13 protein-coding genes are annotated in these 15772 nt (G+C 70.1%); all 13 read left to right on the forward strand.

From position 1 onward, the window contains the following. Window positions 1-34 precede the first annotated feature (34 nt). The 13 genes from AC5Y6Y_RS01725 to AC5Y6Y_RS01785 all read left to right on the forward strand — a co-directional run bounded on the left by AC5Y6Y_RS01725 (window position 35) and on the right by AC5Y6Y_RS01785 (window position 15689). Entirely contained in the window at window positions 35-1621 is a 1587-nt protein-coding gene (locus AC5Y6Y_RS01725; protein WP_499929136.1) for a UDP-N-acetylmuramoyl-L-alanyl-D-glutamate--2,6-diaminopimelate ligase, read from the forward strand. After that, window positions 1618-3117 (forward strand): UDP-N-acetylmuramoyl-tripeptide--D-alanyl-D-alanine ligase, encoded by a 1500-nt coding sequence (locus tag AC5Y6Y_RS01730; RefSeq protein WP_499929138.1) that lies wholly within the window; start codon window positions 1618-1620, stop codon window positions 3115-3117. Before AC5Y6Y_RS01725 ends, AC5Y6Y_RS01730 begins: the two co-directional genes overlap by 4 nt. Next, a complete protein-coding gene (gene mraY, locus AC5Y6Y_RS01735; protein WP_499929140.1) occupies window positions 3114-4214 on the forward strand; it encodes a phospho-N-acetylmuramoyl-pentapeptide-transferase in 1101 nt (366 codons plus the stop codon). The genes AC5Y6Y_RS01730 and mraY overlap by 4 nt, the downstream gene beginning before the upstream one ends. 1 nt (window position 4215) lies before the next feature. Next, complete coding sequence (gene murD / locus AC5Y6Y_RS01740) at window positions 4216-5661, forward strand: UDP-N-acetylmuramoyl-L-alanine--D-glutamate ligase (RefSeq protein ID WP_499929142.1); 1446 nt, start codon at window positions 4216-4218, stop codon at window positions 5659-5661. A 5-nt stretch (window positions 5662-5666) separates the two neighbouring features. Beyond that, window positions 5667-7244, forward strand: coding sequence for a putative lipid II flippase FtsW (gene ftsW, locus AC5Y6Y_RS01745; RefSeq protein ID WP_499929144.1), 1578 nt, complete (start codon window positions 5667-5669; stop codon window positions 7242-7244). Continuing rightward, on the forward strand, window positions 7241-8443 hold the full coding sequence (gene murG, locus AC5Y6Y_RS01750; protein WP_499929146.1) for an undecaprenyldiphospho-muramoylpentapeptide beta-N-acetylglucosaminyltransferase: 1203 nt from the start codon (window positions 7241-7243) through the stop codon (window positions 8441-8443). The genes ftsW and murG overlap by 4 nt, the downstream gene beginning before the upstream one ends. Next, window positions 8440-9897: a UDP-N-acetylmuramate--L-alanine ligase gene (murC, locus tag AC5Y6Y_RS01755; protein ID WP_463824451.1), complete on the forward strand. Its 1458-nt coding sequence runs from the start codon at window positions 8440-8442 to the stop codon at window positions 9895-9897. The genes murG and murC overlap by 4 nt, the downstream gene beginning before the upstream one ends. Before the next feature lie 41 nt (window positions 9898-9938). Further along, the gene (locus AC5Y6Y_RS01760) at window positions 9939-10856 is read left to right on the forward strand and encodes a cell division protein FtsQ/DivIB (protein ID WP_499929338.1); all 918 of its coding nucleotides are present in this window, start codon (window positions 9939-9941) and stop codon (window positions 10854-10856) included. Window positions 10857-11710: 854 nt separating this feature from the next. Next, window positions 11711-12853, forward strand: coding sequence for a cell division protein FtsZ (gene ftsZ / locus AC5Y6Y_RS01765; protein ID WP_463824450.1), 1143 nt, complete (start codon window positions 11711-11713; stop codon window positions 12851-12853). A 100-nt stretch (window positions 12854-12953) separates the two neighbouring features. Then, window positions 12954-13661 (forward strand): peptidoglycan editing factor PgeF, encoded by a 708-nt coding sequence (gene pgeF, locus AC5Y6Y_RS01770; protein WP_463824449.1) that lies wholly within the window; start codon window positions 12954-12956, stop codon window positions 13659-13661. A 5-nt stretch (window positions 13662-13666) separates the two neighbouring features. After that, entirely contained in the window at window positions 13667-14455 is a 789-nt protein-coding gene (locus AC5Y6Y_RS01775; protein WP_499923069.1) for a YggS family pyridoxal phosphate-dependent enzyme, read from the forward strand. Window positions 14456-14519: 64 nt separating this feature from the next. Continuing rightward, a complete protein-coding gene (locus AC5Y6Y_RS01780) occupies window positions 14520-15203 on the forward strand; it encodes a cell division protein SepF (RefSeq protein WP_463824447.1) in 684 nt (227 codons plus the stop codon). Between the two features lie 192 nt (window positions 15204-15395). Continuing rightward, complete coding sequence (locus AC5Y6Y_RS01785; protein WP_499919284.1) at window positions 15396-15689, forward strand: YggT family protein; 294 nt, start codon at window positions 15396-15398, stop codon at window positions 15687-15689. The last annotated feature ends 83 nt before the right edge of the window (window positions 15690-15772 follow it).

The raw sequence follows: 15772 nt of genomic DNA on the forward strand, positions 1-15772 counted from the left end.
CCGCACCCGCACCCGAGGGGTGTGGCTAGGTAGGGTGTCATGGCTGATCATCGCGATCACGCGACGTCGTACGGAGGTGGTGACTGTGGCGTTGGCCCCCACGGACCTGCGTCCCAGCACCGGCGCCGGGATCCCGCTGGATGTGTTGGCCGCCCAGGTCGGCGCGGTGCTGCCGTCGGGCCCCGATCGACCAGATTGCGTCCCAGACCTGCCGGTCACCGGGGTGACGTTGCGTGGTCAGGACGTGCGGCCCGGTGACCTGTTCGCGGCCCTGCCCGGTTCGGTCACCCACGGCGCCCGGCACGCCGGTCAGGCGATCGAACGCGGCGCGGTCGCGCTGCTCACCGACGCCGCCGGCCTGGCCGAGATGGGTGCTGTCGAGATCCCGGTGCTGGTGCATCCGGCGCCCCGCAGCGTGCTCGGCGGCCTGGCAGCCACCGTCTACGGGCGGCCGTCGGCGCGGATGGCGGTGGTCGGCATCACCGGTACGTCCGGCAAGACCACCACGACCTATCTGGTCGAGGCCGGGCTGCGGGCGGCCGGTCGGATCGCCGGGCTGATCGGCACCATCGGCATCCGGATCGACGGCACCGACATCCCCAGCGCGCTGACCACGCCGGAGGCACCCGCCCTGCAGGCCTTGTATGCGGCGATGGCCGAGCGCGGGGTGGACACCGTGGTGATGGAGGTGTCCAGTCACGCGCTGAGCCTCGGCCGGGTGGACGGCACCGAGTTCGCGATCGGGGCGTTCACCAACCTCTCGCGGGACCATCTGGATTTCCACCAGACCATGCAGGAGTACTTCGAAGCCAAGGCACTGCTCTTCGACCCGGCCTCGGCGCTGCACGCCCGCCGCGCCGTGGTGTGCATCGACGACGACGCCGGACGCGCGATGGCCGGGCGGGCAACCGATCCGATCACCGTCAGCGTCACCGGCCGGCCCGCGCACTGGCGCGCCGCCGACGTCACGCCAGTGGGACCGGCCGGGCAGGAGTTCACCGCCATCGACCCCGCCGGCGCGCAGCACCGCGTCGGGATCGACTTGCCGGGCCACTACAACATCGCGAATTGTCTTGTCGCACTGGCGATTCTGGATGTGATCGGGGTGCGGCCGGAACAGGCGGCGCCGGGGTTGCGCCGTACCCGGGTACCCGGGCGGCTCGAGTTGGTCGACCGCGGCCAGGATTTCGTCGCCCTGGTCGACTACGCCCACAAACCCGAAGCGCTGCGTGCGGTGCTGAGCACCCTGCGGCACCCGGATCGGCGATTGGCGGTGGTGTTCGGTGCCGGAGGCGACCGCGACCCCGGCAAGCGGGCGCCGATGGGTGAAATCGCCGCCGAACTGGCCGATCTGGTGATCGTCACCGACGACAACCCGCGCAGTGAGGATCCCGCCGCGATCCGCCGCGAGATCCTGGCCGGCGCCGCCGGCGGTAAGGCCCAGGTGCTGGAGCTCGGCGACCGGCGCGCGGCGATCCGGCGCGCGGTGGCCTGGGCAGCGCCCGGTGACGTGGTGCTGATCGCCGGCAAAGGACACGAAACCGGTCAGCGCGGTGCCAGCGAGGTGCGCCCGTTCGACGACCGCGTCGAACTGGCCGACGCGCTACAGGACCGCGTGTGATCGACCTGACCGTCGCCCGCATCGCCGAGATCGTCGGCGGCACCCTGGCCGACATCTCCGCCGAGCAGGCTGCGGCCACCCACGTCACCGGGACGGTGGAATTCGACTCGCGTGCCGTCGGTCCCGGCGGACTGTTCCTCGCCCTGCCCGGGGCGCGCGCCGACGGTCACGACCATGCCGGGGCGGCGGTGGCCGCCGGCGCGGCGGTGGTGCTGGCCGCCCGCCCGGTGGGCGTACCGGCCATCGTGGTGGCGCCGCGTCCGGCGCCGGACGGCCGGGCCGGCGTCCTCGAACACGACGTGGACGGTTCCGGCGCGGCGGTGCTGGCCGCGCTGGCCAACCTCGCCGCTGCAGTAGCTGCCGAGCTGGTGGCCGGCAAGCTGCGGATCATCGGCATCACCGGATCGTCGGGCAAGACCTCGACCAAGGATCTGGTGGCCGCCGTTCTGCAGCCACTCGGCGAAGTCGTCGCTCCGCCGGGATCGTTCAACAACGAACTGGGCCATCCCTGGACGGTGCTGCGGGCCACCCGCGACACCGACTTCCTGGTGCTGGAGATGTCCGCGCGCCACCCCGGCAATATCGCCGCCCTGGCCGAGATCGCCCCGCCGTCGATCGGCGTGGTCCTCAACGTCGGCACCGCGCACCTAGGCGAGTTCGGCTCACGCGAGATCATCGCGCAGACCAAATCGGAACTGCCGCAAGCAGTTTCGCCTGACGGGGTGGTCATCCTCAACGCGGACGACCCGATGGTCGCCGCGATGGCGCACGTGACCGCGGCCCGCGTGGTCCGGGTGAGCCGGCACCGCGACGCCGACGTGTGGGCCGGCCCGGTCGCCCTCGACGAACTGGCGCGTCCCCGCTTCACCCTGCACGCCGGCGGCGCGCACGCCGAGATCCAGCTCGGCGTCTCGGGCGATCATCAGGTGGGCAACGCCCTGTGCGCGGCTGCCGTCGCCCTCGAATGCGGCGCCGACGTCGCACAGGTGGCCGCGGTGCTCGCCGGTGCCGGGCCGGTGTCGCGGCACCGCATGCAGGTCAGCACCCGCTCTGACGGGGTGACCGTGATCGACGACGCGTACAACGCCAACCCCGACTCGATGCGGGCCGGACTGCAGGCGTTGGCGTGGATGGCGCACGGCGCGGCCGATCAGACCGGTGATCGGCGGCGCAGCTGGGCGGTGCTGGGGGAGATGGCCGAACTCGGCGACGACGCGATAACCGAGCACGATCGCATCGGCCGGCTCGCGGTGCGATTAGATGTGTCTCGACTTGTAGTCGTGGGAACCGGGAGGTCGATGAGCGCCATGCACCAGGGTGCGGTGATGGAGGGCTCGTGGGGATCGGAGGCCGTCCAGGTACCCGACCGGGACGCCGCCCTGGCGCTGCTGCGCGCCGAGCTGCGAGCCGGCGACGTGGTGCTGGTCAAGGCGTCCAACTCGGCCGGTCTGGGCGCGATGGCCGACGCGCTCGTCGCCGAAGGTGACCCCGCGTGAGACAGATCCTGATCGCCGTCGCCATTGCGGTGACCGTGTCCATCCTGCTCACCCCGGCGTTGATCCGGCTGTTCACCCGGCAGGGTTTCGGTCACCAGATCCGCGAGGACGGCCCGCCCACCCACCAGAGCAAACGGGGCACGCCGTCGATGGGTGGGGTGGCGATCCTGGCCGGTATCTGGGCCGGCTACCTGAGCACGCACCTGTTCGGCCTGCTCTTCGACGGCGACGGCGTGACCGCCTCCGGCCTGCTGGTGCTGGGGCTGGCTACCGCGCTGGGCGGCGTCGGTTTTCTGGACGACCTGATCAAGATTCGCCGTTCGCGCAACCTGGGGCTGAACAAGACGGCCAAGACCATCGGGCAGATCACCGCCGCCGTGCTGTTCGCGGTGCTGGTGCTGCAGTTCCGCAACGCTGCCGGCCTGACGCCGGGCAGCACGGATCTGTCCTATGTCCGCGACATCGCCACCATCACCTTCACCCCGGCCATGTTCGTGCTGTTCTGCGTGGTGATGGTCAGCGCCTGGTCCAACGCGGTCAATTTCACCGACGGGCTGGACGGGCTGGCCGCGGGCTGCATGGCGATGGTCGCGGGCGCCTACGTGCTGATCACCTTCTGGCAGTTCCGCAACGCGTGCGCGTCGATGGCCTTGCTGGGGCCGCAGACCTGGCTGCAGGGCTGTTACAACGTGCGCGACCCGCTGGACCTGGCATTGGTGGCGGCGGCCACCGCCGGAGCCTGCATCGGTTTTCTGTGGTGGAACGCCGCCCCGGCCAAGATCTTCATGGGCGACACCGGGTCGCTGGCGCTGGGCGGCATCATCGCCGGGCTGTCGGTGACCAGCCGCACCGAAATCCTCGCTGTGGTGCTCGGTTCGTTGTTCGTCGCCGAAGTCACCTCGGTGGTCCTGCAGATTCTGGCCTTCCGCACGACCGGGCGCCGCGTCTTCCGGATGGCGCCGTTCCATCATCATTTCGAGTTGTCCGGCTGGGCGGAAACCACAGTGATCATCCGGTTCTGGTTGCTCACGGCGATCACCTGCGGGTTGGGCGTGGCCCTGTTCTACGGCGAGTACCTCTCCACGATCGGTGCGTGACGTGCTGGGCCCCTTGACGGCGGGCGCGCCCGTCCTGATCGCCGGTGCGCGGGTGACCGGCCGGGCGGTGTTGGCGGCGCTGCACGGGTTCGGCGCCGCCCCGACCCTCTGCGACGACGACCCCGCCATGCTGCGCCCGTACGCCGACCGGGGCGTGGCCACTGTGGCTCCGGCGGCCGCGATCCGGCAGATCGCCGACTACGTGCTGGTCGTCACCAGTCCCGGTTTCCAGCCGAGTACTCCGGTGCTGGCGGCTGCCGCGGCGGCCGGCGTGCCCATCTGGGGTGACGTGGAACTGGCCTGGCGGCTGGACGCATCAGGCCACTACGGGCCGCCGCGGCGCTGGCTGGTGGTGACCGGCACCAACGGCAAGACCACCACCACCTCGATGCTGCACGCCATGGTGACCGCCGGCGGGCTGCGCAGCGCCCTGTGCGGCAACATCGGCGACCCGGTGCTGGACGTGCTCGACAAGCCGTCGGACGTGTTGGCTGTCGAGTTGTCCAGCTTCCAGCTGTTCTGGGCGCCGTCGCTGCGGCCCGAGGCGGGCGCGGTGCTCAATGTCGCCGAGGACCATCTGGACTGGCACGGCACCATGGCCGACTACGCCGCGGCCAAGGCGCGGGTGCTCACCGGCCGGGTGGCGGTGGTCGGCCTCGACGACGCCCGCGCCGCGGCATTGGTCGACACCGCGTCGCAGCGGGTGGGTTTCCGCCTCGGCGAACCCGCTGCCGGGGAGTTGGGCGTGCGCGGCGGGTTCCTGGTGGACCGCGCTTTTGCCGACGACCTGCCGTTGCTGGCGGTCAGCGCGATACCGGTGCCCGGCCCGGTCGGCGTGCTCGACGCGCTGGCGGCGGCCGCGCTGGCCCGCGCGGTGGGCGTTGCTGCCCCGGCCATCGAGTCGGCGATCTCGGCGTTCCAGCCCGGCCGGCACCGCTCGGAGGTGGTCGCGGTGGTCGACGGCATCACCTACGTCGACGATTCCAAAGCCACCAACCCGCACGCCGCCGAGGCGTCGGTGCTGGCCTACCCCCGGGTGGTCTGGTTGGCCGGCGGACTGCTCAAGGGCGCGTCGGTGGACGCCGAGGTCGCCCGCATCGCATCCCGGCTGGTCGGGGCGGTCCTGATCGGCCGGGATCGCGGCGAGGTTGCCGACGCGTTATCGCGACACGCGCCCGATGTCCCCGTCGTACACGTCGTCACAGGCGAGGATGATGTGATGCATGAGACTGGTGGGGCATTTGTTACTAATGTGACGCAAGTTAATAACGACGTCGAGACCATCGGCACCCGGGTGATGACCGCGGCGGTGGCCGCGGCCCGCGAATTCGCCACACCCGGCGACACCGTGCTGCTCGCCCCGGCCGGCGCCTCGTTCGACCAGTTCAGCGGCTACGCCGCCCGCGGTGACGCCTTTGCCGCCGCCGTCCGCGCCGCGGTCCGGTAGGCGGCGTGGCTATCGCGCTGACCCGGCTGCTGCGCCGGGACAAGACCGTCGGCGACGAGAACTCCGATGCCGAAGGCGTGGCCGCGGCGGCCGAGCAGGATCCGGCCGGCGCTGACCAGCCCACCAAGAGCCCCGCGCCGCCGTCGGGCCCACGCACCCGGTTCGGCACCTGGCTGGGGCGGCCGATGACCTCGTTTCATCTGATCATCGCCGTCGCGGCATTGCTGACGAGCCTGGGCCTGATCATGGTGCTGTCCGCCTCCGGCGTCGAGTCCTACGGCAACGACGGGTCGGCGTGGATCATCTTCGGCAAACAGGTGATGTGGACGATCGTCGGCCTGGTCGCCTGCTACGCCGGACTGCGGATGTCGGTGCGCTTCATCCGCCGCATCGCCTTCACCAGCTACGCCGTCACCTGCATCCTGCTGGTCCTGGTGCTCGTTCCTGGCATCGGCAACCTCGTCAACGGGTCGCGGAAGTGGTTCGTGATCGCCGGCTTCTCGATGCAGCCGTCGGAGTTGGCCAAGATCGCGTTCGCAATCTGGGGGGCCCACCTGTTGGCGGCGCGCCGCGCCGAGCGGGCCGGGCTGCGCGACATCCTGGTGCCGCTGGTACCGGCCTCGCTGATCGCGCTGGGGCTGATCATGGCCCAGCCCGACCTCGGGCAGACCGTCTCGCTCGGCATCATCCTGCTGGGCCTGCTGTGGTACGCCGGCCTGGACCTGCGGGTGTTCATCAGCGGTCTGGTCATGGTGGTCATCGCCGGGGCGATCTTCTCGATGTCGGCGGGCTACCGCTCCGACCGGGTGCGGTCCTGGCTGGACCCGGAGAACGACCCGATGGACACCGGTTACCAGGCGCGCCAGGCCAAGTACGCGCTCGCCCACGGCGGCATCTTCGGCGACGGGCTGGGCCAGGGCGTGGCCAAATGGAACTATCTGCCCAATGCCCACAACGACTTCATCTTCGCCATCATCGGCGAGGAACTCGGACTGATCGGCGCGGTCGGCTTGCTGGGCCTGTTCGGACTGTTCGCCTACACCGGGATGCGGATCGCGCGCCGCTCGGCCGACCCGTTCCTGCGGTTGCTGACCGCGACCACCACGCTGTGGATCCTGGGCCAGGCGTTCATCAACATCGGCTATGTAATCGGTCTGCTGCCGGTCACCGGATTGCAGCTGCCGCTCATCTCAGCTGGTGGAACATCAACGGCGACAACACTTTTCATGATCGGCATCATGGCCAACGCAGCTCGCAACGAGCCCGAAGCGGTGGCCGCGCTGCGCGCCGGGCGCGACGACAAGGTCAACCGGCTGCTGCGGCTGCCGGTGCCCGAGCCGTACGCACCCACCCGTCTGGAAACATTCCGCGACCGCAAACGCGCCAAACCGCAGCCCAAGCCGCCGGTCCGCCGCGCCGCCACCCCGCCGCGGCAGGCGTCGGCGCGCACCGCGGAACGGTCGGGTCGCCGGTCTGCGGGCAACGCGCACTTGCAGAAGAGGCATCATGGATCTGGCCAGCAGTACGCCGGCCGGCGCCGCATGGGGCGCGCTCGCGCATTGGAAGGTCAGCGTTACGGGTGAACGACATGGTCAGCGAGTCCACCGGCGGGTTGGGGGCAGCGCCCCTGCCCGCCGGTAGCGCGTTGCCGTCCTTGTCGGTCGTGTTGGCCGGAGGCGGGACCGCCGGGCATGTGGAACCCGCGATGGCCGTCGCCGACGCGCTGACCTCGCTGGACCCCCAGATCCGGATCACCGCGTTGGGCACCGCGCGCGGGCTGGAGACCCGGCTGGTGCCCGCCCGCGGCTACCACCTCGAACTGATCACCCCGGTGCCGCTGCCCCGCAAACCCAGCGGTGACCTGGCCCGGCTACCACCGCGGGTGTGGCGCGCGGTCCGAGAGGCCAGGGCGGTGCTCGACGACGTGCGCGCCGACGTCGTCATCGGCTTCGGCGGCTACGTCGCGCTACCGGCCTACCTGGCCGCCCGCGGTAGCCGGGTCTCGGGACGCCGACGCCATCGCGTCCCAGTGGTGATCCACGAAGCCAACGCCCGGGCGGGACTGGCCAACCGGGTCGGTGCCCGCTCGGCCGACCGGGTGCTGGCCGCGGTGCCGGGGTCGGGTCTGCACGGTGCCGAGGTGGTCGGGGTGCCGGTGCGGGCGGCGATCACCGCACTGGACCGGGCCGCGCTGCGCAGCGAGGCGCGCGCCTACTTCGGTTTCCCCGAGGACGCGCGGGTGCTGCTGGTCTTCGGCGGTTCCCAGGGCGCGGTCTCGCTCAACCGGGCGGTGTCGGCGGCGGCCGCCGGGCTGGCCGGCGCGGGGGTCTCGGTGCTGCACGCGCACGGCCCCAAGAACACCCTGGACCTGCGCACCCCCGAACCGGGGGACCCGCCCTACGTCGCATTGCCCTACCTGGACCGGATGGATCTGGCGTACGCCGCGGCCGACATGGCGATCTGCCGGTCCGGGGCGATGACGGTGGCCGAGGTGTCGGCCGTCGGGCTGCCGGCCATCTACGTGCCGCTGCCGATCGGCAACGGCGAACAACGGCTCAACGCGCTGCCGGTGGTCAACGCCGGCGGCGGCATGGTGGTCGCCGACGCGGCCCTGACGCCGGAGCTGGTGGTACGGGAAGTCGCCGGGCTGCTCAACGACCCCACGAGGCTGGCGGCCATGACGGCGGCGGCTGCGCTCGTCGGGCATCGCGACGCCGCGCTGCGGGTGGCGCAGGCGGCGCTGGATCTCGCGCGCTCGGCCTCCTCCGGAGGACGGCGGTGAGCGCCGAACAGCTGCCCCCGGAGCTGCACCGGGTGCACATGGTCGGCATCGGCGGCGCCGGCATGTCGGGCATCGCCCGCATCCTGCTGGACCGCGGCGGGCTGGTCTCGGGGTCCGATGCCAAGGAGTCGCGAGGTCTGCATGCGCTGCTGGCCCGCGGCGCCAAGATCCGCATCGGGCACGACGCGTCCTCGCTGGATCTGCTGCCTGGCGGGCTCACCGCCGTCATCACCACCCACGCCGCCATCCCGAAAACCAACCCCGAGCTGGTCGAGGCCCGACGGCGTGGCATCCCGGTCGTGCTACGGCCGGTGGTGCTGGCCAAGCTGATGGCCGGGCGCACCACGCTGATGGTCACCGGCACGCACGGCAAAACCACCACCACGTCGATGTTGATCGTGGCGCTGCAGCACTGCGGGCGCGACCCGTCATTCGCGGTCGGTGGCGAACTGGGGGAGGCCGGCACCAACGCCCACCACGGCAGCGGTCACTACTTCGTCGCCGAAGCCGACGAAAGCGACGGCACGCTGCTGGAGTACACACCCAACGTCGCGGTGGTCACCAACATCGAGTCCGACCACCTGGACTTCTACGGCAGCACCGACGCCTATGTCGGGGTGTTCGACGCGTTCGTCGAGCGGCTGGCGCCGGGCGGCGCGCTGGTGGTGTGCACCGATGACCCGGGGGCGGCGGCGCTGGCCCAGCGCACCGCGGCGCTGGGTATCCGGGTGCTGCGGTACGGGTCCACCGGCGACGACCTGGCCGCGACCCTGTTGTCCTGGGAGCAGCACGGCACCGAGGCGGTGGCCCACCTGCAACTTCGCGGCGAGGCGCAGCAGCGGGTGATGCGGCTGTCGGTGCCGGGACGGCACATGGCGCTCAATGCGTTGGGGGCGCTGCTGGCGGCGACCGAGATCGGCGCGCCGGTCGAGGAGGTGCTCGACGGGCTGGCCGGTTTCGAGGGGGTGCGGCGCCGCTTCGAACTGGTCGGCACCGCCGACTCGGTGCAGGTGTTCGACGACTACGCCCACCACCCAACCGAGGTCGCGGCCACCCTGGCCGCGGTGCGGTCGGTGGTCGAGCAGCGCGGCGGCGGGCGCTCGTTGGTCGTGTTCCAGCCGCACTTGTATTCGCGGACAAAGGCTTTCGCCCACGAATTCGGTCGGGCCCTGGATGCCGCCGACGAAGTGTTCGTGCTCGACGTCTACGGTGCCCGCGAGCAACCGTTGGCCGGGGTGAGCGGAGCCAGCGTCGCCGAGCACGTGAGTGTGCCGGTGCGCTACCTGCCGGATTTCTCGATGGTGGCCGGCGAGGTGGCGGCCGCAGCCGGTCCGGGTGACCTCATCGTCACCATGGGCGCCGGTGACGTGACGCTGCTGGGGCCCGAGATCGTGGCGGCGTTGCGCTCCCGGTCGAACCGCAGCGCGCCGGGTCGCCCGGGAGTGTTGCAGTGAGCGAGCCCGACCCCGAGGAGTCCGCGTCCCGCGGAGCCGACCTGGTCGACGGTCCGGCCGAAGCGGTACCTGAGTCCGGCGCCACCGAACCTATTGCGACCGAACAACCCGCGCCGCCGGAGGAAACCTCCGAGCCGGACGATTTCGAAGGTCCACGCCGGCGCGAACGCCGGGAACGCGCCGAGCGGCGCGCCGCCCAGGCCCGGGCCGTCGCGATCGAACAGGCCCGCCGGGAGGCCAAGCGGCGCGCCCGCGGCAACGTCCTGCCCGAGCCCAAACCTGTTGCGCGCGGCGTGGTCCGCGGGCTCAAGATGCTGCTCGCGACGGTGATCATGGTGGTCGTTGGCGTCGGGCTGGGGCTGATCCTGTACTTCACGCCGGCGATGTCGGCCCGCAATATTGTGGTCACCGGGACCGGAGTGGTGACCCGCGAGGACGTCCTGAACGCGGCGCAGGTGCGGGTCGGGACGCCGTTGCTGCAGATCAACACCAGCCAGGTCGCCGAGCGGGTGGCCGCGATCCGGCGGGTGGCCAGCGCCCGGGTGCAGCGCGAGTACCCGTCGGCGCTGCGCGTCACCATCGTCGAGCGAATCCCGGTGGTGGTGAAGGATTTCCCGGACGGACCCCATCTGTTCGACCGCGATGGCGTCGATTTCGCGAACGACCCGCCGCCGCCGGCGCTGCCGTACATCGACGTCGAGAACCCCGGCCCGACGGATCCGCCTACGCTGGCGGCGCTCAAGGTGCTGATGGCCCTGCGACCCGAGGTCGCCGGGGAGGTGGGCCGGATCGCGGCCCCGTCGGTGTCCTCGATCACGCTGACACTCTCCGACGGCCGGGTGGTGATCTGGGGGACCACCGACCGTGCGGAGGAGAAGGCGGAGAAGCTCGCGGCGCTGCTGACCCAGCCCGGCCGCACCTATGACGTGTCCAGCCCTGACCTGCCGACCGTCAAGTAGCCGCCGGGTCCACCCCGGGATTGCCACGCCCGCGTGACGCTCGGCGCGCGGTCCCCGCGTTTGTCACGCCAGTGTGATGGTCGGCGTCGAACGTTGCGCTGGCGTGACGCTCGGTGGGGCGCCGGCTGGGGCGGGCGCCAAATCAATCGCGGATGTCACGCTGGTGTGACGCTGGGCGTCGAACCTTGCGCTGGCGTGACGCTCGGTGGGGCGCCGGCTGGGGCGGGCGCCTAATCAATCGCGGGTGTCGCGCTGGTGTGACGCTGGGCGTCGAACGTTGCGCTGGCGTGACGCTCGGTGGGGCGCTGGCCGGGGCGGGCGCCAAATCAATCGCGGGTGTCGCGCTGGTGTGACGCTGGGCGTCGAACGTTGCGCTGGCGTGACGCTCGGTGGGGCGCTGGCCGGGGCGGGCGCCAAATCAATCGCGGATGTCGCGCTGGTGTGACGCTGGGCGTCGAACGTTGCGCTGGTGTGACGCTCGGTGGGGCGCCGGCCGGGGCGGGCGCCAAATCAGTCGCGGGTGTCACGCTGGTGTGACGCTGGGCGTCGAACGTTGCGCTGGTGTGACGCTGGGTGGGGCGCCGGCTGGGGCGGGCGCCAAATCAGTCGCGGGTGTCGCGCTGGTGTGACGCTCGGCGACCACGCTCACGCTCGGCGAAGACACAGCACAAAAATCACCCGCGGCGCGTCGGCGCGCCTGCGGCGTTAGTGCCCGTCGTACCCATACGGTTCTGGTTACGCGGAACTACTTGACATAACTCTAACTCTATGGTTGAGGTTGAGACTTTTGCAAGTAGACACACCGCACCGAAGACATTCAGGGGAACGTGAGCCCTCAGGGAGGAAGACGAATGATGACCCCCCCACATAACTATCTGGCCGTCATCAAGGTCGTGGGCATTGGTGGTGGCGGCGTCAACGCCGTCAACCGGATGATCGAACAAGGCCTCAAAGGCGTGGAGTTCATCGCGATCAACACCGATGCGCAGGCCCTGTTGATGAGCGACGCCGACGTCAAGCTGGACGTCGGCCGCGACTCGACGCGTGGCCTGGGCGCCGGTGCCGACCCCGAGGTCGGCAAGAAGGCCGCCGAGGACGCCAAGGAGGAGATCGAGGAGCTGCTGCGCGGCGCCGACATGGTCTTCGTCACCGCGGGTGAGGGTGGTGGCACCGGCACCGGCGGCGCGCCCGTCGTCGCCAACATCGCGCGCAAACTCGGCGCGCTGACCGTCGGTGTGGTCACCCGGCCCTTCTCCTTCGAGGGCAAACGGCGCAGCAATCAGGCCGAAAACGGCATCTCAGCGCTGCGGGAGAGCTGCGACACGCTGATCGTGATCCCCAACGACCGGCTGCTGCAGATGGGTGACGCCGCCGTGTCGCTGATGGACGCCTTCCGCAGCGCCGACGAGGTGCTGCTCAACGGCGTGCAGGGCATCACCGATCTGATCACCACACCGGGCCTGATCAACGTCGACTTCGCCGACGTCAAGGGCATCATGTCCGGCGCGGGCACCGCGCTGATGGGCATCGGCTCGGCTCGCGGCGAGGGCCGCTCGCTCAAGGCCGCCGAGATCGCGATCAACTCGCCGCTGCTGGAAGCGTCGATGGAAGGTGCGCAGGGCGTGCTGATGTCGATCGCCGGCGGCAGCGACCTGGGGCTCTTCGAGATCAACGAGGCAGCCTCGTTGGTGCAGGACGCCGCGCATCAGGACGCGAACATCATCTTCGGTACCGTGATCGACGACTCGCTCGGCGACGAGGTGCGCGTCACCGTCATCGCGGCCGGCTTCGATGCCGGGCCGGGCCGCAAGCCGGTCACCAGCGCCACCGAGACCGGCGGCGCCCACCGGATTGAGACCGCCAAGGCCGGCAAGCTCACCTCCACGTTGTTCGAGCCGGTCGACGCCGTCAGCGTGCCGGTGCACACCAACGGTGCGACGCTGAGCATCGGCGGTGACGACGATGACGTCGACGTGCCGCCCTTCATGCGCCGCTGAGGTCTCGATTTGCTTGCCACTGCGCGACGAACCGGCCTCGAAACATAATGGCCTCACGTCGAAGCACTCTGGCGGGCAACCGATTCCAGATACTGGGCAGGTGAGCGTTCGCATCCGTCGGGTGACCACCACCCGGGCGGGCGGTGTGTCGAAGCCGCCGTTCGACAGCTTCAATCTCGGCGACCACGTCGGTGACGACCCGTCGGCCGTCGCTGCCAACCGTGCCCGGCTGGCTGCGGCCGTCGGCCTGCCCGACGAGCGGCTGGTGTGGATGAACCAGGTACACGGTGACCGCATCGCGGTGGTCGACGAGCCGCGACACGCGGCGATCGACGACACCGACGGGGTCGTGACCGGCACGCCGGGCCTGGCGCTGGTGGTACTGACCGCCGACTGCGTGCCGGTCCTGCTCGCCGACGCGCGCGCCGGTGTGGTCGGGGCGGTGCACGCCGGTCGGGTCGGGGCCCAACATGGCGTGGTGACCCGCGCGGTAGAGGCCATGGTGAGCCGGGGTGCGCGGCCCGGCGACATTTCCGCACTGCTCGGCCCGGCGGCCAGCGGCAGTCGCTATGAAGTGCCCGCCGCGATGGCCGACGAGGTCGAGACGACGCTGCCGGGCAGTCGAACCACGACCGCCGCCGGAACGCCCGGACTGGACCTGCGTGCCGGAATCGCTTGCCAGCTCCGCGATTTGGGAGTGACTTCGATCGAGGTCGATCCGCGCTGCACCATTTCCGACGCGACGCTGTTCAGCCACCGGCGCGGTGCGCCGACCGGACGGCTGGCGTCGTTGGTGTGGATGGAATGAGTGTGATGGCCACGGAGAACCCGGTGCGGGGAGGCGGCGGCGACCGCCAGACGGAATTGACCACGGCCCTGGGGGCGGTGCGATCCCGGCTGGCTGCGGCCGCCGCGGCCGCCGGCCGCAATGTCGCAGAAATTGAGCTGCTCCCAATTACCAAATTCTTCCCAGCAACCGACGTAGCGATTTTGTCCCGATTAGGTTGTCGGGCCGTTGGCGAATCGCGCGAACAGGAAGCTGCGGCGAAGGTGAGTGAAGTCACCCGGCTGTTGACGGCCGCTGCACAACACACCGGATTGCGGGATTTGCATTGGCACATGGTCGGTCAGATTCAGCGCAAAAAAGCCCGGTCCCTGGCGCGCTGGGCGCACACCGTCCACTCCGTCGACAGCATGCAGTTGGTGACCGCGCTCGACCGGGCGGTGACCGGTGCGCTGGCCGGGCACGAGCGGGAGAACCGGCTGCGGGTCTACGTCCAGGTCAGCCTCGACGGCGATGTGTCGCGCGGTGGCGTCGACATGGACGAACCCGGTGCGGTGGACCGGATCTGCGCCCAGGTGCAGGACTCGCGCAGCCTGGAACTGGTCGGTCTGATGGGCATCCCGCCCGTGGAATGGGACCCGGAACAGGCCTTTGACCGGCTGCAATCCGAGCACCAGCGGGTGCGCGCGGCGTTCCCGACGGCGGTCGGGCTGTCGGCCGGCATGTCGGGTGACTTCGAAATCGCCGTCAAACATGGTTCGACGTGTGTGCGTGTCGGTACCGCGCTATTGGGTCAACGGCGGTTACGGTCACCGTGAATAGTCACTGTAGTCACATCTTCATCACAGGCAACAGATATCCCAGGCTAGAAGGGGTCGTACGATGAGCACACTGCATAAGGTCAAGGCCTACTTCGGGATGGCTCCGATGGAGGATTACGACGACGAGTATTACGACGACCGCGCGCCATCGCGCGGTTATTCGCGGCCGCGATTCGACGATGAATACGGTCGTTATGAGGACCGTGACCGCGATTACGACGATCCGCGCAGAGATCCCCGCGCCGACCCGCGCGGCGACCTGCGCGGTGAGCCGGCCGACTACCCGCCGCCCAGCAGTTACCGCGGCGGCTATGCCGACGAGCCGCGCTTCCCGACGGGCGGGTTCGACCGTGCCGACCTGGCTCGGCCGCGGCTGGGTTCGTGGCTGGGACGCGGCGGCGCCACCCGCGGCGCGTTGGCGATGGACCCGCGCCGGATGGCGATGATGTTCGAGGAAGGCCACCCGCTGTCGAAGATCACCACGCTGCGTCCCAAGGACTACAGCGAGGCGCGCACCATCGGCGAGCGGTTCCGCGACGGCACTCCGGTGATCATGGACCTGGTGTCGATGGACAACGCCGACGCCAAGCGGCTGGTCGACTTCGCCGCGGGCCTGGCGTTCGCGCTGCGCGGCTCGTTCGACAAGGTCGCCACCAAGGTGTTCCTGCTCTCACCCGCGGACGTCGACGTGTCCCCGGAGGAACGTCGCCGGATCGCCGAAACCGGTTTCTACGCTTACCAATAAGCTCACCGGCAGGGGCTTGCGCCGAATAGTTTCCGCACCGCCCGGTAGGTCACCAACTGGCCGACCGGGCGGTGCGCTGTCGACAGCCCACCACGGGAACGGGGCGGGTCGGTAGGCTTGCTGTCGCCGCTACGCCGGCGGCGACGGACATTCTCATCAACGTCATCGTGAAGGTCGGGACTCTCGTTGGTTGTGTTGCTGTACATCGTCGGGTACACCCTGCTGGCCTTCTGGTTGCTGCTGGTCTTCCGGGTCGTCATCGAGTGGATCCGCTCGTTCAGCCGTGACTGGCGGCCCACCGGCATCACTGTGGTGATCCTGGAGATCATCATGTCGATCACCGATCCGCCGGTGAAGCTGCTGCGCCGACTCATCCCGCCGATCACCATCGGCGCCGTGCGCCTGGACCTGTCCATCCTGGTGCTGTTGTTGATCGCCTTCATCGGCATGCAACTCGCGCTCGGCGCAGCCGACGGCGCCACGTAGGCGACCCGAGTTGGTCTTTTAGAGACGGTTTGGCCACGATTTGGCGTCAACTCAGGCGCGTGTTTTTTGAAATCTAAGGAATG

It is taken from the genome of Mycobacterium sp. NGS24, assembly GCF_059813065.1.